Raw genomic sequence first — 19,044 nt, 5'->3', positions numbered from 1 at the left:
CCCTGGATGAGGGGATGATAAGCTGTTGTTTGCGGTCTTATTAACGGCTTTTTAGGGTGTTTTTTAAGTGGGTATTGATTGCTTGGAAATATTAAGTGGCTGTTAGTCTGTATTTTATGAGTCTTTGGAAAATGGCGTTTTTTCAACCATTATATTATTCGATGAAAAATAATGAAGTATTGATGGACTTTAATAATGATTTTTCTTGACAAATAAGGTGAATAGAATGGAATGGAAAAGGCCTGCAATCATTTCCGATTACAGGCCTTTGAAATTGTTATTGAATCGTTCTCGGTGTTATACCGGAATATCGGTATTGACGTTTTTACTGCCGAATAGGGCATAGAACAGCATATAAGCCATAGCCAAGACGGGCACGAAATAAGAAACTAAATAGGTGGAATTATCGGCAATGAAGTTCTGAAGCAGAGGCAACAGACCGCCGCCGACAACCATTACCATAAAAATTCCCGATGCACTTGCCGTGTATTTACCCAATCCCTCGGTAGCAAGATTGAATGTACTTGTCCACATAATCGATGTGCAAAGGCCGCAGAGCACTAAGAACATAGCTGCAATGGGCACGTTGACCATTTGGAACGATGAACCCGTAAATACCGGCATATCTACTGTGGTGGATTTGCCGAGTGTGATGGCAGCTAAAATTAAGACGATGCCGATGATGTTAGCGGCCGTCATCATTGTACGGCTCGACACCTTGTCGGCAATAAAACCGCCACAGAATCGGCCTACAAGCATTAAGAACCAATAGGTTCCGGCAACAAAACCACCGATTGCCGCAGCATTGCCTTGTATGCCTGCGCCGTTGGCAGAGGTGTCGGAGAGATAGAAGTTGAGGGTTCCAGGGATGCCCACTTCTACACCTACGTACACGAAAATGGCGATGGTACCGAGTACAAAGTGGCGGAATGCCATCGGGCTATGCTCGAAAACGGTATCGGCTGTGGTACGACCGAGCTCAGGATCTTGAATGGGAATGAAGCTCAATATGATGAATGCGCCTGCAAATACAGCCATCGCAATGTACATTACGAGGTTTACATCTACCATTTTAGTCTGTGCTGTGACTGTACCGATCAGTGTTCCGACAAGCATTGGAGTTAAAGTGCCCGACAGAGAGTTGAGTGTTCCGCCGACCATATTGAGTTGATTACCGCGATTTCCGCCGCCGCCGAGTAGATTTAACATCGGGTTTACCACTGTGTTGAGCATACAAACGGCAAAGCCGGAGATAAATGCACCGGCCAGATAAGTAGCAAAACCGGAAACGCCGACTTCTACTTTGCCTGACAAGAACTGTGTGAATACGCCGATAAAACCGACTGCAATGCCAATGAGAGCTGTTTTCTTATAGCCGATTTTGGTCAACATCTTACCGGCGGGAATGCCCATAAAGAAGTAGGCCAGGAAGTTCATTGCATTCCCCAGCATACCGATGGTATTGGCGTTGGAACTGTCTGCAAATACGTTTTTCCATATAACTCCGATGGGTGCAGCAAGATTCGTTACAAAAGAAATCATTGCATAGAGGAAGAACATTGTGATAATCGCAATGATACTGCCATTTTGTTTTTTCTCGTTCATTTTATTTGATGGTTTAATAATATACATAGAAATGGTCTGCAACCGCTGTTTCAGTTGCAGACCAAAGGTTTTTTGTTCTCTTTCGGATTAGCAAATCTTTCTCGAACCATCGCTGATGATTACGTCGTAGACTTTCGGTTCCTTACCGAATTTAGCCTGATACTTAGCCTTTGCATCTGTAATGAAAGTATCGTAAAGTTCGTCTTTTACGAGGTTGATGGTGCAACCGCCGAAGCCTCCGCCCATAATGCGACTGCCGGTAACGCCGTTTGCCTTGGCAATGTCGTTGAGATAGTCCAGCTCTTCACACGAAACCTCGTATTCTTTGCTAAGTCCTTCGTGGGTTTCATACATTTTTCGGCCTACGGTTTCATAGTCCCCGGCATTGAGTGCATCGCAGACTGCTAAGACGCGATCTTTCTCTCCGAGAACAAAATGAGCACGTTTGTAGTCTTCTTCGCCCACTTCTGCCCGTACTTCTTCAAGTTGTTCCCACGTACAGTCACGCAAAGTCTCGAACTTGGATTCAGGGTGTTTGGCGGCGATATGCTTCACAACGTTTTCGCAACTATTACGACGGTCGTTGTAAGGAGAGCCTGCTAGTTCGTGTTTTACGCACGAATTGAGCAACACGAGTTTGTAACCTTTCGGATTGAAAGGGAAGTATTCAAACTCGCGCGAACGACAATCAAGACGCATCAACTTGCCTTTTTGCCCGAAAACGCTGGCAAACTGATCCATAATACCGCACATCACACCGCAATAATTGTGTTCTGTGGCCTGGCCGGCCAGCACCATATCCCATTTGGAAATCTTGTTATCGCTGAACAAGTCGTTAAGAGCGAAAGCGAAACAGCTCTCCAATGCAGCTGAAGAAGACATTCCGGCGCCCAATGGAACATCGCCTGCGAAGGCCGTATTGAAGCCTTTTACGTCGACGCCTAACTTCCGCATCTCTTGCACAATGCCATAGATATAACGCGCCCAACTGGCTCTCGGACCTACTGGATCGTCTACTTTGAATTCTACGCGGTCTTTTAAATCGATAGAATAGCACATTATTGTCTGCAAACCATTGGGTCTTACTTCGGCCATAATGCCCTTATCGATGGCTCCGGGAAAAACGAATCCGCCATTATAATCCGTATGCTCGCCAATCAGGTTAATACGACCGGGAGATGCATAAATATTCCCTGTCTTTCCATCAAAGTGTTTGATGAAACGACTTCTTACATATTCTATATCCATATTTCGTAATATTAAATGATTCGTTAGATGTGTTCTGCTTTATTTCTCGATACTGAACCGATAGATAGTTTTCTGCTTATACTGTTCGCCCGGCTTCAAAACGACCGATGGGAAGTAGGGATGGTTCGGACTGTCAGGGAAGTGTTGCGCCTCGAAACAGATGGCACTGCGGCGTGGGAATGTCGCTCCGTGCTGCCCTTTATAGCCGTCGGCCCAGTTATCTGTATAGAGTTGTACACCCGGTTCGGTAGTATAGACCTCCATTGTGCGTCCGCTGATGGGTTCTTTGATACGAGCTGCAAAGCTGAGTTCGCTTTCTTCTTTCTTATTTAGTACGTAACAGTGGTCGTAACCGGCACCGTTCTTAATTTGTTCGTTATCTGCATCAATGTCCTGTCCAATAGTTTTAGGCGTCCGGAAATCAAAAGGCGTACCCTTGACAAAACAGATTTCACCTGTCGGAATAGAGGTTTCATCAATCGGCAGATAATAGTCTGCATTGATTTCACAAATAAGATTGTCGATTGTTGGTGTCGGATCGGCGATTCCTGCCAATGAGAAGTATCCGTGATTAGTAAGGTTTATGATAGTCTGTTTATTCGTTGTAGCCATATAATCGATAACTAATTCGTTATCATTAGTAAACGTATAAACGACAGTTACTTTGAGTTCGCCCGAGAAACCTTCCTCACCGTAAGGGCTTACATACTTTAAAACCAATGTGTGATCATTCATTTGGAGCGCTTCCCAAACCTTGGCGTTAAAGCCTTTTTTACCTCCGTGCAGTGAATTCGGACCGTTATTGATGGGTAAATTGTATTCTTTGCCGTGTAGTTGAAATCTTCCTTTGCAGATGCGATTGCCGTAACGGCCAATCAAAGTGGACAGATACGGCTCGGGACTTTCTATTACTTCCCGAATATTATCGTGCCCTTGGATGATATTGGCACGGTTACCCTCTTTATCAGGAACCATTATTGCCACTAATGCTCCACCGTAATTGGTGATCGCTACTTCATTATCCTCACTGTTTTTAAGAATGTATAAGTCGGTATCTTTTCCGTCAATGCGTGTCTGAAAGTCCTTACGTTTCAGACCGCAAATGTTTTCTGTCTCCACTGTGTTCGTCATATCAGTAAGTTTTTAGTGATTTTACTTTGTTGCAAAGTAACTGAAAAAAAACGAATTTAGCAAGTGAACAAGGGAAAAATGCGAGCAATTTTGAGTTAAAAACAATTAATTATGATGCACGTGTTTCATTTGATGGAGAAATGAAAGGAAATCTGCAACGATATAACTGCTACCTCCCACGAAGATGAAATCATCTTTATCAGCATCTTCAAGAGCTTGTTGATAGGCTTCGGCAACTGTCGGGAATGTTTCTCCTTGTAGTTTGAAACGGAGCGAAATCTCTTTGATTTGCTGTTCTGGAATAGCCCTTTGGGTTGTGGCTCGCGTGAAATAATACTGCGCGGAAGCAGGTAGCAAACTCATAACGGTGTCTATATCTTTGTCGTCTACCATTCCGAAAACGATTCGGAGTTGCCTGCATCGTAGGTCATTGAGCTGTTTACTCAGATACTTCCAGCCTCCGACGTTGTGTCCAGTATCACAGATCACGGTAGGATTAGATTGTATTCGTTGCCAACGCCCCATTAAACCGGTGCGCTCGCAGACGTTGGCCACGCCATTTCTAATACATTCTTCATCTTTCAGCATGCCCATTTTGCGGAGCTTATTCAATGCACACAGTACGGTATTCATATTCTTTTGCTGATAGCTTCCGCTTAATTCGCTCCACAATTCGCCGTAGTTCTGCGTCTGATAGACTATTCCTCCATTTGCAGAAGCGATCGAAGTGAGTACTTCCGGCATACTTTCTGCAAACATGATAGGGGCTCCTTGTTCCTCAGCTCGTGCCTGAAAAACGGGACGAGTCTGCTCTGTTGCTTCGCCAATCACCACCGGAACACTTCTTTTTATAATCCCGGCCTTCTCTCGGGCAATCTTTTCCGGCGTGTCACCAAGGAATTGTGTGTGGTCGAGACTGATATTAGTGATGATCGACAAGATAGGCGTAATAATATTGGTGCAATCTAAACGACCGCCGAGTCCGACTTCAACAACGGCGAAATCAATGTTTTGCTCAGCGAAATATTTAAAAGCCAGCGCCGTAGTTAGTTCAAAAAACGATGGGTGTAACGGTTCGAAGAAAGCCCGTTCGTGCTCAACGAAATCAACAACAGCCTGTTCGCTGATGCAAACACCATTCACTTTGATACGTTCGCGAAAGTCGATGAGATGCGGGGAAGTATAGAGTCCCACCTTGTATCCGGCCGACTGGAGTACTGATGCTATGCTGTGTGAACAGGAACCTTTACCGTTTGTGCCTGCAATATGAATGGATTTGAATTTCTGATGCGGATGTCCGAAATGTTCGTCTAAGGCTAATGAGTTGGCCAATCCTTCTTTATAAGCAGTTGCCCCGACGTGTTCAAAGACGGGTGTACTATTAAATAAGTATTCGATAGTTTGTTGATAGTCCATTGTGTGGGTATTAAAAAGATGCAGACCAAGCTGCTTTGTGCCGGTCTGCGTCTGTAAATCTTAATTGAAATAGTTCTTAAATCGTTCGAAAATAGATTTCTTTGTCTCGGCGTCTCCCTTAAAGTTATCGCTTCCACGCATTTTTTCCACCATTGCTTTTTCGTCTTTGCTCAATGTGGTTGGTATGTAAACGCTGACATTTACTACTAAATCGCCCTTGCCGGTACCATAACCTTGCACGGCGGGCAGTCCCTTGCCGCGCAACCTGAGCGTCTTGCCCGGTTGCGTTCCAGGCTCTATTTTAATCTTCACTTTGGTACCTTCAATGGTCGGAATCTCGATTTCGTCACCGAGTGTTGCCGTCGGAAAGTCTAAGAGAAGATTGTAAATTACATCTTGTTCATCGCGAATGAAAGTATCGTTGGGCTCTTCTTCAACCAGAACTTGGATATTTCCGTTGGTACCTTGTCGTGGACCGGCGTTGCCTTTACCTTGAACGTTGACCACCATACCCTCAGCTACACCTGCAGGAATATTGATCTCAACCACCTCTTCGCCTTTTACGATACCGCTTCCGCTGCATTCGTGACACTTGTTTTTGATGACTGAGCCTTCACCGTGACACGTGGGACACTCCGTTTGGGTCTGCATCATACCGAGCATTGTACGTACTGTCTTGACCACTACTCCCTGACCCTGACACGTCGGACACGTTTCTGTGCCGCTACCACCTTCTGCTCCGCTTCCGTGACAGTGTGAGCAAGTGACGTCTTTCTTGACTTTGAATTTCTTGGTAACACCTGTTGCAACCTCTTGCAGCGACAAACGAACTTTCAAACGCAAATCAGATCCTCGATATTGTGGTCGTTGTCTGCTGCCCCCAAAGCCCCCGAAGCCTCCGAATCCACCACTATGTCCACCGAAAACATCGCCGAACATCGAGAAGATATCATCCATCGAGAAGCCTCCGGCGCCACCAAATCCACCGAAACCACCAGCTCCTGCAGGACCGTCGAAACCGAATTGGTCGTATTGTTGTCGTTTCTGTGCATCGTGTAATACATCATAAGCTTCTGCAGCTTCTTTGAATTTTTCCTCAGCTTCTTTGTTGCCGGGATTGCGATCGGGATGATATTTGATAGCGATTTTCCGATACGCCACTTTAATTTCGTCGTCTGTGGCAGTCTTTTCAACGCCTAGGACCTCGTAGTAATCTCTCTTTGCCATTTGTAAAAGATGGATAAAATAAAAATGAAAGGGTCTTTGGGGCCCTTTCATTAAATGTGTACTTATTGCCCAACTGCAACTTTCGCGTGACGGATAACCCTATCATTCAACATATAACCAGCCTGAACGCAGTCGATTACCTTGCCTTTCTTGTCATCTCCCATACCTGGAACCATTGCAACTGCTTCGTGATAGTCTACGTCGAAGTCTTTCCCATCGGTGTCGATCTTCTTAACACCGAGGCTTTCGAGCGTTTTCATCAGCTTCTTGAATATCAGTTCCCAACCTTCTTCAAGTGCTTTTATGTCTTCGGCTTTGCCTGCATTGTCAATAGCTCGTTCCATATCGTCTATGATGGGTAGTATAGCAGCTACCGTTTTCTCGCCTCCGTTGAGGATTAAATCAGCTACTTCCTTGCGCGTTCGCTTCTTATAGTTCTCAAATTCGGCTACAGAACGTAGATATTTATCTTTCAATTCTTCAATTTCTGCATTGGCTTCTGCCAATGGATCTTGGTTTTCTGCCTTTTCGTCAGTTAGCTCATCTGAGGCGTTCGGGTCAGTTTCGCAGGTCGTTTGATTCTCATTTTCAGAACACTGATTCGTCATCTCTTCATTGTCTGTAACGATTCCGTCTTCTATGTCTATCTTTTGTTCTTTCTGATTCATCATTGCTCATTTTTTGATTTAATGTCAATGGCAGCAAAAAGCTTGCCATTCTTGCTCATAATACACATCAACACAGGTCTCGTTTAGTACGGACCTGTGTCAGAAATGGTGTATAGATGTGTGGTATCAAATGGTATACATCTTTGCTTTTTGTTCTTTAATGCCCTCGTCATAGATGTAGTCGTCATAGTCCATCAGCTTATCGATGGTTCCGTTCGGCGTCAATTCGATAATGCGGTTGGCCACAGTTTGAATGAATTCATGGTCGTGACTGGCAAAGAGAACATTGCCCTTGAATCCTGTCAGATTGTTATTGAAGGCCTGAATACTCTCCAAATCCAAGTGGTTGGTCGGTGTGTCGAGAATCAAACAGTTGGCATTTTTCAACTGCATTCGGGCTATCATACACCTCATTTTCTCTCCTCCGGAAAGCACATTGACTTTTTTCAGCACCTCTTCGCCCGAAAACAGCATCCTTCCCAAATAGCTTTTCATCACGACTTCGTTACCAGAGCCGTATTGACTGAGCCAGTTTACTAAATCGAGATCGCTATTGAAGAAAGCTGTGTTATCAAGAGGCAGATAAGCGGTAGTGATTGTCACGCCCCACTTATATGTGCCGGCATCGGCCTCGCGATTGCCGTTGATAATCTCAAAGAGGGCTGTCATTGCCTTCGGATTATGACTAAGGAACACCACCTTTTGACCTTTCTCGATGTTGAAGTTAACGTTATCGAAGAGCACTGTACCGTCTGTGTCTACCGCTTTCAGACCATCCACTTCGAGAATTTGATTTCCCGGTTCGCGATCCATTTGGAAAATGATGCCCGGATATTTGCGACTCGACGGACGAATCTCCTCTACATTCAGTTTCTCCAGCATCTTCTTTCTACTTGTGGTCTGCTTACTCTTAGCCACATTGGCAGAGAAACGGCGGATAAACTCTTCCAATTCCTTACGCTTCTCTTCGGCTTTCTGACGTTGGTTCTGTGCCTGACGCAATGCCAATTGCGAACTCTCGTACCAGAACGAATAGTTACCTGCAAAGACACTCACTTTACCAAAGTCGATATCTACGGTCTGGGTGCTCACGGCATCAAGGAAGTGACGGTCGTGACTGACCACAAGCACTGTCTGTTCTACGTTACCCAAATATTCTTCCAACCATTGCACCGTGTCGAGGTCGAGGTCATTAGTAGGCTCATCGAGCAACAGATTGTCGGGATGTCCGAACAAAGCTTTGGCCAACATTACGCGAACCTTCTCGTTGTTGGACAGTTCGCTCATCTGCTTTTCGTGCAGATTCTCTTTTACGCCGAGGTTGCCCAGCATCTGTGCTGCATTGCTTTCGGCCTCCCAACCGTTCATTTCGGCAAACTTGTCTTCCAATTCGGCTGCACGATTACCGTCTTCTTCGCTCATCTCCGGCTTCGAATAGAGAGCCTCGCGCTCTTTCATATTGTCCCAAAGAGGTTTATGTCCCATCAAGACTGTATCGAGAACGCGGTATTGATCGTACTTGAAATGGTCCTGATCCAATACCGAGAGCCGTTCACCCGGTCCCAATTCGATGGTTCCTTTATTCGGTTCCAATTCGCCGCTGATGGCTTTGAGCAGCGTTGATTTACCTGCTCCGTTGGCTCCGATTACGCCATAGATGTTGCCGTTAGTAAATTTGATGTTGACGTCTTTGTAAAGAACTCTCTTCCCGAATTGAATTGCAAGATTCGTAACTGTTATCATTCCTTATATATATTATAGTTGATAAGTTAACAGTTGACAAGTTGATGAGGATTTTTTACCTATCGTTTACTACCAAACACTTGTTCTTTTTATTTACTTGTCCACTTGTTAACTGTTTGCAAAGGTACGAAGAATATCCCGATAAACCAAATATTCCGAAGTGTTTAGCTGCCGAACGGTATGAAGAAAACGACGGCAGATGTGCGCTCTATGGCAAAAATATCGTAACTTTGCAGTCTGATGAGAACGAATGGTTTACAAAATAAAGCAGGATACGACACCTATATAGTCGACCGGGATGCCGAACTGCTGCCGTGGTTGCTTGAAACTTTACAGCGTGAAAGTCGCAGTAAGGTGAAAGCTACGTTGCAGGGAAACGGTATTAAGGTTAACGGCAAGCGGGTGACACAATTCAATTATCCGTTGAAAGCGGGTATGAAGGTGTCTGTGAGCAAATCGAAGAAAAACGATGCATTCAAAAGTCGCTACCTGAAAATTGTTTACGAAGATCGCCATTTGGTCGTTGTGGAAAAGAATGTGGGCATCCTTTCAATGGCTGCGGGACATTCGTCGCTCAACGTGAAGACCGTGCTCGATGATTATTTTCGACGCACACACCAGCGTTGTACGGCTCATGTGGTGCACCGGTTAGACCGAGACACAAGCGGACTGATGATTTATGCTAAGGATATCGAGGTAGAACGATTGCTCGAACAAGACTGGCACCACATTGTTTACGACCGTCGTTATGTGGCAGTGGTATCAGGTGAGATGGAAGAAGACGGCGGAACCGTTGCTAATTGGCTTAAAGACAACAAGGCTTATGTCACTTATTCCAGTCCGATCGATAACGGCGGTAAGTATGCCGTTACTCATTTTCACACGTTGAAACGAACAGTCGAACACAGTCTTGTAGAATTTCGTTTGGAGACCGGTCGTAAAAATCAGATTCGTGTGCATTGTGCCGATATGGGGCATCCTGTTTGCGGCGATACGAAATACGGCAATGGAGACGATCCTTTGGGGCGTTTATGTCTCCACGCCTATGTGCTCTGCTTCTATCACCCCATTACGCACAGACGAATGGAGTTTGAAATGCCCATTCCTCCATTGTTCCGCCACTTGTTCAAGTAATTCGATTTAATCTTTAATAGGTATATGAGCTCAAGTTTTTTGTATTATCTTTTCGTATTAGTAGGTATCGTTATGGCCATAGTCATCGTGAAAAAGGTGACAGGTTGTTTGTTTCGATTGTTTTCGATAGCTGTTATTGTCGCAGTTCTTATGTTTATTTATTTTACTTATTTTCGCTGATTGAAATTGTAATTTACAGTTAGAAATTTTTCTTACAAATACATCTTGAATACGGCGTTATTTCTAATCGGATAGTCGTTGGGGCGTAAATACGCAATTCTCGGCATCCTTTTTTAAGGCTGTTTAGGCGTATTTACGTTTTATTTTGTCGTTCTTGGGCTTCCGATTAACATTCTTTTGGTCGATGAAAGGGCGTTATTTGTTGGGTGGAAAGTAGTTAATAGGAGTGCAAGGAACGTCTTTTTGATGTATTTGGGAAGGCCTTTATCTCTTTAATCGATATTTTTCCGCTTCTTGATTCCTTATTGCTATTCTGGAACGGAGTGTTTCCTCAGTTGCTTTTTGAGTAAATTTCCTTTACGTACTGATACAATTTCTCTTTTAGAATATTTATATATCGGGTTTCTATTTGTATGGAAAAAATCACGAATTAATATAAAGGCATTCTCTGAATTTCGGTCAATGAGTTGTACCTAAAAATGAGGAGATGTTGAATTACCGATTTTTAAGTATTGCAAAGTATTAGTTATCGTCGTATCTTTGCAACATCAAAATGGATAGATAAAATACAGATAAGTGCGGGGATGCGTGCACTCTTTCCACTCGAGAAGGTCTGGTTAAAAGCCAATTCTATTCTTAACATTTCAGACTTGAAGGTTAGAACGCACTCAGGAAGCCGCACTTTCTTTTTTGTTCTTATGTCATCAGCAGGCTTGTTGATGATGTTTTGTATATCGTCCTGTAAGTATATGTTTGTTTATTTTGTTGAAAACCATTCATTTTATGTATTGCTGCGTTTGCAATTTACTTCTAACTCTGCATTGTTAAACAACGAACGATGAAAGTCTATATAATTAAGTGTGAACAAATTAGCTATTGGATTGTTGGCCGGCGAGTTTGTCACGGCTTGTATTTCGGGCGTTGCTTGTGGCCAGATTAACGCTGCTGATAGTGTTGCGCAGCACGTAAAAGACAATTGATTTAGTGTCGGAGGTTATGACGAAGCGGTTTATGCGCGCGAGTTTTTTAGCGATAATCCTTATCAATACAGCCAAGTCGGGAGATATAAAGATAATCCCAGCTACAGCAAATTCGATTACGGGCATCTCGGTGATGCCGAAAAGGTACAGTTCTTGGCACGAGGACAAACTAAAATATCGCCTTTCAATCACGATCCTGTCAGTAAAACAGCTATTGCTACGAGTATAGAAGTTGGCTGTGGGACTTATTTTCTCAAATTGCCAAGCTGCGCCGGGATGAACGCTTATACGTAATTGTTGTCGTATTATTAAGAATAAGAAATTTATTTTTTGATTAAAGTCTGTCAAGTTCTTTGATTTCTTTCTTGTCAGCTTTGAGTTTCTGGATACCGAGTTGAAACCTAACTCTGAACAAAAGTTGCCGACTCTCGCCCTGTCCCCACGATGTCAGGTCGAGTTGTCCTTTTGTTCCATAACTGTCCCAACGTTCTGTGTGAAAGATATCTGTCATCAAAAGTGAGAGATTTAATTGGTTTTTCAGCAGACTTTTACTGAATCCAGCATCCACACTACCTGTCGATTTCAGTACTTCATAGCTGTTCCCCTGTCGTTTGGAGTTGTATCGACCGGACAATTCAAGACGAATCCCGGCTGGTAAAAGGATGTCGTTAGATAGTGAAAGCACACAGGATGGACGGCGATAAGTCTCCTTATATTTTTCATAATCGAGCTGATTGATGAAATAAAAAGCACCTCCGTTAAAACTTATATCCCACCACGGAACTAATCTTCGGCTGTACACAAGTTCTAATCCCATTTGTTTTTGTCGACCGATATTCTTCGTTGTCATTACAATCGTTCCTTTTTCATAGGTATCTGTCAATGCAGTAAAATAGTCATTCAACTGATTATAAGATAAGGTAAGCCCTAAATTCCTGACTGCAAGATTCAACATTAACCTATGACTGACCTGTGGTGTGATAAAAGGATTCCCTTTCCAGTAAGTCAACTCATCAAGAAGATACTCGAAAGGATTTAAGTCTTCGTATTTGGGTTTATCCTGTCTCTTGCTGTAAGAGAGTGTAAGCTTGGTAACATCTGTCGCTTGGTAAGATACGGAAAGATTGGGGAAGAGTCCGAACCGATTCCGCTTGTTCTCCTCTTTTGCTTTTTCCTTGCCGAAAGGTTGCAGTTGCCCATCAGTGTGCATATACTCTGCACGCAGACCGGCCGTGATTGCCCATTTGGCCCGCCGCATCGTATATTGAGCATATCCCTCAATATTGGTCTCGCTGTATTTAAACCGATTCGATCTATTTGTATTAAAAACGGAATTCGTGAAAAACCTGAAATCATTGTTGCTGATAATACGAGACAGTTTCAAACCGCTCAAGAAGTCGTCTTCTTTACCTATCGTCAGTTTATAATCAGTCATCAAAGACAGTATATCTATATCTTTCTTTGTGTCTGAATAATACAGATCACGACGAGCCGGTGAGCCGTCCGGCATAAAATAAGCATTGGGCTGATTGTTGCGAGAGGTGCCGTCGACGTGAATCCAATCAGTACTGACAGAAACAGAATGTCTCGATGAGGGGGTAAAGAGATAATTCAGCCCGCCCCCATACTTCAAATTACGCTGCTTGATATAGTCATTTTCTGCTCTAAGTATCTGTTTCAGTGCATTTGTTTCGTGGTAAATCCGGGTTTCGGTAATTGTTTTTCCCGGTCCTACAACGGCATTGACAGAAGTCAGGATCGACAGTTTGTGTTGTCCGTTAGGTTGCCATACGAAATCCATTCCGCCTGCATAAACGTTGCGTTTGTCGGTATCTACGGTCTCGGATAGGTTCCGATTGCCGTCTTGCAGGCGTTCACTGCCATATCGCATACCGTAATGACCGATGCTCTGATTATAGTTTACGCCTATCTGCCAGTCTTTCCGATGATACGATAAGCCTACATCCGATGTCTCGCGCAGATGTTCCCAATAAGCCAGCCCGTGAGAAGTGGTGAGATGGAGGCCTGTATCTTCGTTGCGTTTCAGGATGATATCAATGACCCCACCGGCTCCTTCCGACTCATAACTTGCGTCAGGATTGGGCGAAGTGACAATCCGTTCGATCTTCGATGACGGTAATGAGCGTAGGTAAGCGGTCAGCAGGTCGCCTTGTAAGCGTATTCTCTTGCCGTTGACGTATACTGCCGTTCCGCCCGGTGATGACAAAGAGATACTGCCGTCGTTGCCTACTCGAATGCCGGGCGAATGTTTCAACACATCAACTGCATTTCCCAAATCTGTCAAATAAGAACGGGAAACGTTGATAGAAACCTTCCCGTCAATCATCTTGGCAACAGGACGACGTTGTCGGGCAGTGACAATCACATCGCTCAAATGTGCGATTTCCGGTTCCAATACGAAAGAATAGAGTTCAGAATCCGATGGAATGCGAATCTTTTCAAGTACATTCTTATAGCCCAGTAGACTGATATATACCTGATATTCGCCGTCATTCAGATGGAAAATAATCTTTCCGTCAGTTCCGGCAATACCGTTTCCGACCACCTTTCGTTCTTTTATCTCGGTGATGATTACCGATGCAGCATCAGCCGGAATGTTCTCTCCGTCAGTAATTTGTATGGTCACGACTCTCTGGGCAGATCCTTTCAAGACTGCTGCCATCATCAAAAACGATACCCATAAGATGCGTAATATCTGTTTCATTCTATTTTTTCCGTTTATATTATTCACTGCTTAGCCATAAAGATAAAAGTGATACTGCAAGAAGCTCATTACTTCTAATTTTTACAAAAGTACGATTTATATCGTAAATGAGAGTTTGGTATTCCTTAAAATATTTTAATTTGTCTGGAGATTGTGGTGTGATTCTGTATTGAGAATTCGCTTTTCACGGTGTTTTTTCCTACTTTTGTCCTCAAATTTGCATACTCAATGAGGAAAATCTCTAAAAATTTAGGACTTTACTTCGTGTATCTCGGTGTAGTGACATTATTAATCTGCTATATCACGGGATGGACTCGGTATAATATCCCGATGCTGATGGGCTTAGTATTGATCATTATTGGTATCATCGTTCACATTTTCTTACAGCGGCGAGATAGTATCTATTAAAAGATCTCATTATCAGTTACTTACCGAAATTTATCCTTTATCTTTATAATTAATGGTTAAACACGCTATGACTAACAGTTATTTGTAATGCAATTAATGGTTAAACGCACGCTAATTAACTGTTAAACGTAGACTGTTTAACGGTTAATGGAAAGTGGAAGAGTGAAAAAGGAAAAGTCGAGCTATTTCAATGCGTGGGATAGGGAAATGAGAATAAAGGCGTATTTCAGTGCTTTTTATCTTCCGTATTGTCGAAGTGCGGCAAGCAATGCATTATTTTCGCTCTTAGTTCCGATGGAGATGCGAAGACAATCGGTACAAAGTGGTGTGTTGATGAGTGGGTGGACGAAGATTCGTTTGCTTACTAAATACTCGTAAATAGCTGCAGCATCGGTCATCTTAGCAAGTATAAAGTTAGCTTCGGTGGGGTAGACAGCCTTACAGATAGGCAGTTCGCGGAGTGCATCGAGCATTCTGCGACGCTCTAAAAGCAGCATCCGCACCCATTTGTCAACCTCATATGGGTCGCATATCGCCTCGATGGCTTGTTGTAAAGTAAGAGCATTGATGGGGTGGGGAGGGCGTATCCGATCGAAAAATTCAATGATGTCACGATGAGCAAAAGCCATACCTAAATGTAGAGCTGCATTGCCCCAAGCATTGCTTAGCGTGTTAAGTACGATTAGATTAGGGTGATCGGCGATTTCGTTACGCATCGGACATTGGGCGGCAAAGTCGCTGTAAGCCTCGTCGATGATTACAATTCCGTCGAAATCAGTTATGATTTGTAACATTTCTTCACGTTCGAGACTGTTGCCCGAAGGGTTGTTGGGCGAGCAAAGCCATACGATTTTAGTTCGTGCATCACACGCGTCGAGCACCTTTCGGGACGAGAGGCCGAACTGTTCATTGAGTATCACAGCCCGATAAGTTACTTCGTTGAGGTCGGCATAGTGTTGGTACATTTCGTAAGTGGGCGAAATGGCTACTACATTGTCTTTTTGCGGACGACAAAAAATGCGAAATGATAAGTCAATCAGCTCATCACTACCATTGCCTAACGTGATGTTCTCCACTGGAATACCCTTAATTTGGGCTGCCAAAGCCTTGAATCGGTTTTCCGATTCAATAGGATAACGATTGAAAGGTGCGTTATAGGGATTTTCGTTGGCATCGAGTCGAATGCCTGCTTTGTATTCCTGGCTTGCGACGGACAAGTGGGCAGACCGAGAGAGAGAACGGATGTTGGGTCGGATTAATTCTTGTAAGCTCCTCATTGTGGATTTATCAGCATTTTATCGCACAAAAATAGTCATTTCCAAAGATATTTCCAAGAAATGTATTACTTTTGTGTCGTTTTCGTATGCACATTAAATCGATTTGCTGTTTGTTTCTTCTTACTCTCATCCTGAGTTGTACTGAGAAGAAAGAACCTGTGACAACGCCTTGGGGAACATCACTGGACGGGGATTCGATACCTGCAAACGGTGATTTTAAACTCAATGATATCGTGAATAACGGAGAACTGATTATGCTCACGCTGACAGGTCCTGACAATTATTATGACTATCACGGGCACGGTATGGGAACACAATATATGCTGTGCGAGAAGTTTGCTCAGAAGCTCGGCGTATCGCTTCGGGTAGAGGTTTGTAAAGATACGACCGAATTAGTGACGCGTTTACGCAAGGGTGACGGCGACATTGCAGCTTTTCAGTTGCCTCGAACGATACAAGGTGTGAAGTTTTGTGGTACTGAAATTGATTCACTTCGTACGCAATGGGCAGTGCAATCGGGCAACAACGAATTGGCAGATGCGCTCAACCGATGGTTTCAGCCGGGAATGATAAAAGATATTCGTGAAGAAGAAGCGTTTCTCTTGTCTACCCGCAGTGTGACACGCAGGGTTTATTCACCGATGTTGAACCGTGCGGGTGGCATGATTTCGCATTACGATCATTATTTTCAGAAATATGCTCCGTTGGCTCGTTGGGATTGGAGATTGATGGCCGCACAGTGTTACCAGGAGTCAACTTTCGATCCGCAAGCCCGCTCTTGGGCCGGCGCTTGCGGTCTGATGCAGATTATGCCGCGCACGGCTGCTCATTTAGGATTGCCCCAATCGAAGATGTTCGACCCCGAATCGAACATCGCTGCATCTGCAAAGTACCTGCAAGAATTGGAAAGCAAGTTTGCAGATGTACGTAATCGGGTAGAGCGTTATTACTTCGTGCTGGCCAGTTATAACGGTGGTTACTTTCACATTCGCGATGCAATGGCTCTTGCCCGCAAGTATAATCGCGATCCATATCGTTGGGATGACGTCTCTGAATTTGTTTTGAAACTGCGTGAATCGGCTTATTACACCGATCCAGTGGTTCGTTACGGTTATATGCGCGGCGATGAAACAGTGGGGTATGTGTCACATATCCGCGATCGTTGGGCACAATATCGAGGTGTGGCTCGCAGCAGCTTCTCAGGCTCTTTCAGCCCTACTACACCACAACGGGCAAAGCATAAATATCGGTTTCACATCTGATCGACCTGTGTTCGGGGTAAGTTGATAAGTGGGTTTGTTTATTCGTCAGTTAATTTATTGGCCAATTTGTTTACTTATCGATACACATTAGTTATGCGGTTAATGATTTTTCACGTTCTCGCTCGGTTGTTTCGATGGAACCATAGGCATAATAGAACACGAAAGACGACCAAATAACGAGATAAGCAAAGATGAAAGATGTGAGTAAAGTGGTACCGTAAAGTAAAATATAGAAGTTTGAGGGAATACCGGACGGGTCACCGTTCAGTGTTCCGAGTAGGTCGGATATTTGTGCCTCTACAATGATTCCGAAAGGTGCGAAGAGTACTGTTGCAATGAGACAGAATATAATTCCTGTGATGAATAACGTGATAAAGAGAAACCCCCAATGACGCCAACCGTGTCGATAAGCCTTGCCGAAGATATCCGAAATCTTGCTTTGGGGATCTATCAGATATTTGATTATAGAGAAAGTACAGGGTAATAGTGCAACAAAGAATGCAGAATCAAGTAGTATCTCGATGACTGTTGAAGTGAGTGTTGCCGCTCCTGATGAGACTTTTGCAGATAGAAAAGTACTTACTACAAGTGTATTGACAAGTTGGAGAATTATTTTCACGAATCCGGCCACGTGTAGTAATATAAGGATTAAAACGGTAGCGCGTATTAAGTTAGCTTTCAATGTTCGGGTGTTGAGTATTCTGTTGACGACGGCAATAAACCAGATGCAACCTGCAAGGCTCCAAATACACATACCGCTCATCAGTACTAATGTTGTAGTAGGAATAGGAAGGTCGGCTTCATTTAATGCTCTACTTGATAGACTTAAATCTATCATTATTGCCAAAGGGATTGAATAAACCAATATCGAAAGCCAAGTACGTTTGAAAATGGTGGTGAGATTGGTGCTGAAAAGTATGTAAGCTGACTTGATGCAGCCTGAATAACTGCGACTTTTGTATAATTCTATTTCCATTATTTGATTCCTTTTATTTGTTGGTTCTGGGCATTTGACGGCGTCGGAATTCGCTGCACGTGATAGCGGCTGCAATGGCCACATTTAGGCTTTCGGCTGTTTCACGACCTTGTGGATAGTTGGGGATGAGGAGCCGGTGAGTGATTCGCCTGCGGATTTCTGATGAGATACCGTTTCCCTCGTTGCCCATCACGATGAGACCGGTTGTAGATAGCGTTTCGTTATATAGATTTTTACCGTCTAAAAGTGTGCCGTAAATCGGGACATTGGCGGGAAGGGAGTCTATAAACTGCGGCAGATCGGTGTATGTGATATTTACTCGGGCAATGCTACCCATTGTCGCCTGTACTACTTTGGGGTTGTATATGTCGACTGTATCGAGACTGCAAAAGATATCGGTAATGCCGAACCAATCGGCGATTCGGATGATAGTACCGAGATTTCCGGGGTCTTGTATACCGTCGAGAGCTATTGTCAGATGTGTCGAAACAGCCGACTTGTCTGTCTTGTCAGTGAATTGTGGAAATACGGCCAATACTTCTTGCGGATGCTGCAAGAAGCTGATACGCCGCAGTTCTTCATTCGTCACTTCCGTTAGTTCGGCTCTTTGTCCGCATTGATGATGATGATCGTCCATCCAATCAGATGTGGCGAAGACAGCAAGAGCAGGTAAAACGGACAACAAATCGCCCACTACTTTCGGACCTTCGGCCACGAAAACTCTTTCGGTCGTACGTTTTTTTTTGCGTGCTAAGGATTGAATATATTTGATTTTAGCCTTGCTGATCATCGCTTTGTCGATTGTTTTGCAAAAGTAATGATTAAAATCGAGATATACTCAACGATAAAGATAATTTTAGATAATTCAAGTTTTACAAGCGAAACTTGCTGTGAACCGGAGGATTGGAGAGTGAATGGACGAGTTGTTACATTTTTATTCGATTTTGAGAGAAGGTTGCTAAGGAAGAGATTTGTGCTGCTTAATGGTTTTGATATAAGAAAAACGGAAAGGGGTATATGATGGGAAACTATGATGAATGTTTAAGATTATAGATGCCAATACT

General features: G+C 43.7%; 14 protein-coding genes. 3 read left to right on the top strand and 11 right to left on the bottom strand.

Annotated features, from left to right (window positions below):
• Positions 1-297 precede the first annotated feature (297 nt).
• The 7 genes from RWY97_RS06915 to RWY97_RS06885 all read right to left on the bottom strand — a co-directional run bounded on the left by RWY97_RS06915 (position 298) and on the right by RWY97_RS06885 (position 9,038).
• On the bottom strand, positions 298-1,605 hold the full coding sequence (locus tag RWY97_RS06915) for an MFS transporter (protein WP_314739816.1): 1,308 nt from the start codon (positions 1,603-1,605) through the stop codon (positions 298-300).
• An 87-nt stretch (positions 1,606-1,692) separates the two neighbouring features.
• The gene (galK, locus tag RWY97_RS06910; protein WP_024991603.1) at positions 1,693-2,853 is read right to left on the bottom strand and encodes a galactokinase; all 1,161 of its coding nucleotides are present in this window, start codon (positions 2,851-2,853) and stop codon (positions 1,693-1,695) included.
• Positions 2,854-2,892: 39 nt separating this feature from the next.
• Entirely contained in the window at positions 2,893-3,984 is a 1,092-nt protein-coding gene (locus RWY97_RS06905; protein WP_315566296.1) for an aldose epimerase family protein, read from the bottom strand.
• A gap of 105 nt (positions 3,985-4,089) precedes the next feature.
• Positions 4,090-5,400 carry a bifunctional folylpolyglutamate synthase/dihydrofolate synthase gene (locus RWY97_RS06900; protein ID WP_315566295.1) on the bottom strand — a complete coding sequence of 437 codons (1,311 nt, stop codon included), beginning with the start codon at positions 5,398-5,400 and terminating at the stop codon, positions 4,090-4,092.
• A gap of 60 nt (positions 5,401-5,460) precedes the next feature.
• The gene (gene dnaJ / locus RWY97_RS06895; protein WP_315566293.1) at positions 5,461-6,627 is read right to left on the bottom strand and encodes a molecular chaperone DnaJ; all 1,167 of its coding nucleotides are present in this window, start codon (positions 6,625-6,627) and stop codon (positions 5,461-5,463) included.
• Between the two features lie 62 nt (positions 6,628-6,689).
• Positions 6,690-7,295, bottom strand: coding sequence for a nucleotide exchange factor GrpE (locus RWY97_RS06890; protein ID WP_315566319.1), 606 nt, complete (start codon positions 7,293-7,295; stop codon positions 6,690-6,692).
• Between the two features lie 126 nt (positions 7,296-7,421).
• Positions 7,422-9,038: an ABC-F family ATP-binding cassette domain-containing protein gene (locus tag RWY97_RS06885; RefSeq protein WP_315566291.1), complete on the bottom strand. Its 1,617-nt coding sequence runs from the start codon at positions 9,036-9,038 to the stop codon at positions 7,422-7,424.
• Positions 9,039-9,278: 240 nt separating this feature from the next.
• On the opposite strand from RWY97_RS06885, the gene RWY97_RS06880 reads away from it, so the two are divergent.
• Positions 9,279-10,172: an RluA family pseudouridine synthase gene (locus tag RWY97_RS06880; RefSeq protein ID WP_021583132.1), complete on the top strand. Its 894-nt coding sequence runs from the start codon at positions 9,279-9,281 to the stop codon at positions 10,170-10,172.
• Positions 10,173-11,666: 1,494 nt separating this feature from the next.
• On the opposite strand, the gene RWY97_RS06875 is transcribed toward RWY97_RS06880, so the two are convergent.
• Positions 11,667-14,057: a TonB-dependent receptor gene (locus RWY97_RS06875; RefSeq protein ID WP_315566288.1), complete on the bottom strand. Its 2,391-nt coding sequence runs from the start codon at positions 14,055-14,057 to the stop codon at positions 11,667-11,669.
• A gap of 228 nt (positions 14,058-14,285) precedes the next feature.
• On the opposite strand from RWY97_RS06875, the gene RWY97_RS06870 reads away from it, so the two are divergent.
• On the top strand, positions 14,286-14,465 hold the full coding sequence (locus RWY97_RS06870) for a hypothetical protein (RefSeq protein ID WP_148295368.1): 180 nt from the start codon (positions 14,286-14,288) through the stop codon (positions 14,463-14,465).
• A gap of 236 nt (positions 14,466-14,701) precedes the next feature.
• Here RWY97_RS06870 and hisC read toward each other — a convergent pair whose 3' ends face one another.
• Complete coding sequence (hisC, locus tag RWY97_RS06865) at positions 14,702-15,742, bottom strand: histidinol-phosphate transaminase (protein WP_315566287.1); 1,041 nt, start codon at positions 15,740-15,742, stop codon at positions 14,702-14,704.
• Between the two features lie 86 nt (positions 15,743-15,828).
• Here hisC and RWY97_RS06860 point away from each other — a divergent pair, with 86 nt between their 5' ends.
• The gene (locus RWY97_RS06860; RefSeq protein WP_315566285.1) at positions 15,829-17,004 is read left to right on the top strand and encodes an MltF family protein; all 1,176 of its coding nucleotides are present in this window, start codon (positions 15,829-15,831) and stop codon (positions 17,002-17,004) included.
• 91 nt (positions 17,005-17,095) lie between these two features.
• On the opposite strand, the gene RWY97_RS06855 is transcribed toward RWY97_RS06860, so the two are convergent.
• Both RWY97_RS06855 and RWY97_RS06850 read right to left on the bottom strand, forming a co-directional pair.
• Positions 17,096-17,980, bottom strand: coding sequence for a hypothetical protein (locus RWY97_RS06855; protein ID WP_148295367.1), 885 nt, complete (start codon positions 17,978-17,980; stop codon positions 17,096-17,098).
• Positions 17,981-17,993: 13 nt separating this feature from the next.
• A complete protein-coding gene (locus RWY97_RS06850; protein ID WP_315566282.1) occupies positions 17,994-18,770 on the bottom strand; it encodes an RNA methyltransferase in 777 nt (258 codons plus the stop codon).
• Positions 18,771-19,044: the final 274 nt, after the last annotated feature.

This window comes from Hoylesella pleuritidis, from assembly GCF_963541955.1.
Classification (GTDB): Bacteria; Bacteroidota; Bacteroidia; order Bacteroidales; family Bacteroidaceae; genus Prevotella; species Prevotella pleuritidis.
The sequence above is the reverse complement of the archived record's forward strand: the minus strand, read 5'-3'. Positions and strand labels throughout refer to the sequence as shown.

Bases quoted from the DNA above. Each gene is read 5' to 3' on its own strand.
- RWY97_RS06915 (WP_314739816.1), bottom strand. From the start codon at position 1,605: ATGAACGAGAAAAAACAAAATGGCAGTATCATTGCGATTATCACAATG.
- RWY97_RS06855 (WP_148295367.1), bottom strand. From the start codon at position 17,980: ATGGAAATAGAATTATACAAAAGTCGCAGTTATTCAGGCTGCATCAAG.
- RWY97_RS06905 (WP_315566296.1), bottom strand. From the start codon at position 3,984: ATGACGAACACAGTGGAGACAGAAAACATTTGCGGTCTGAAACGTAAG.
- dnaJ (WP_315566293.1), bottom strand. From the start codon at position 6,627: ATGGCAAAGAGAGATTACTACGAGGTCCTAGGCGTTGAAAAGACTGCC.
- RWY97_RS06880 (WP_021583132.1), top strand. From the start codon at position 9,279: ATGAGAACGAATGGTTTACAAAATAAAGCAGGATACGACACCTATATA.
- RWY97_RS06860 (WP_315566285.1), top strand. From the start codon at position 15,829: ATGCACATTAAATCGATTTGCTGTTTGTTTCTTCTTACTCTCATCCTG.
- RWY97_RS06875 (WP_315566288.1), bottom strand. From the start codon at position 14,057: ATGAAACAGATATTACGCATCTTATGGGTATCGTTTTTGATGATGGCA.
- RWY97_RS06890 (WP_315566319.1), bottom strand. From the start codon at position 7,295: ATGAATCAGAAAGAACAAAAGATAGACATAGAAGACGGAATCGTTACA.
- RWY97_RS06900 (WP_315566295.1), bottom strand. From the start codon at position 5,400: ATGGACTATCAACAAACTATCGAATACTTATTTAATAGTACACCCGTC.
- RWY97_RS06885 (WP_315566291.1), bottom strand. From the start codon at position 9,038: ATGATAACAGTTACGAATCTTGCAATTCAATTCGGGAAGAGAGTTCTT.
- hisC (WP_315566287.1), bottom strand. From the start codon at position 15,742: ATGAGGAGCTTACAAGAATTAATCCGACCCAACATCCGTTCTCTCTCT.
- RWY97_RS06870 (WP_148295368.1), top strand. From the start codon at position 14,286: ATGAGGAAAATCTCTAAAAATTTAGGACTTTACTTCGTGTATCTCGGT.
- RWY97_RS06850 (WP_315566282.1), bottom strand. From the start codon at position 18,770: ATGATCAGCAAGGCTAAAATCAAATATATTCAATCCTTAGCACGCAAA.
- galK (WP_024991603.1), bottom strand. From the start codon at position 2,853: ATGGATATAGAATATGTAAGAAGTCGTTTCATCAAACACTTTGATGGA.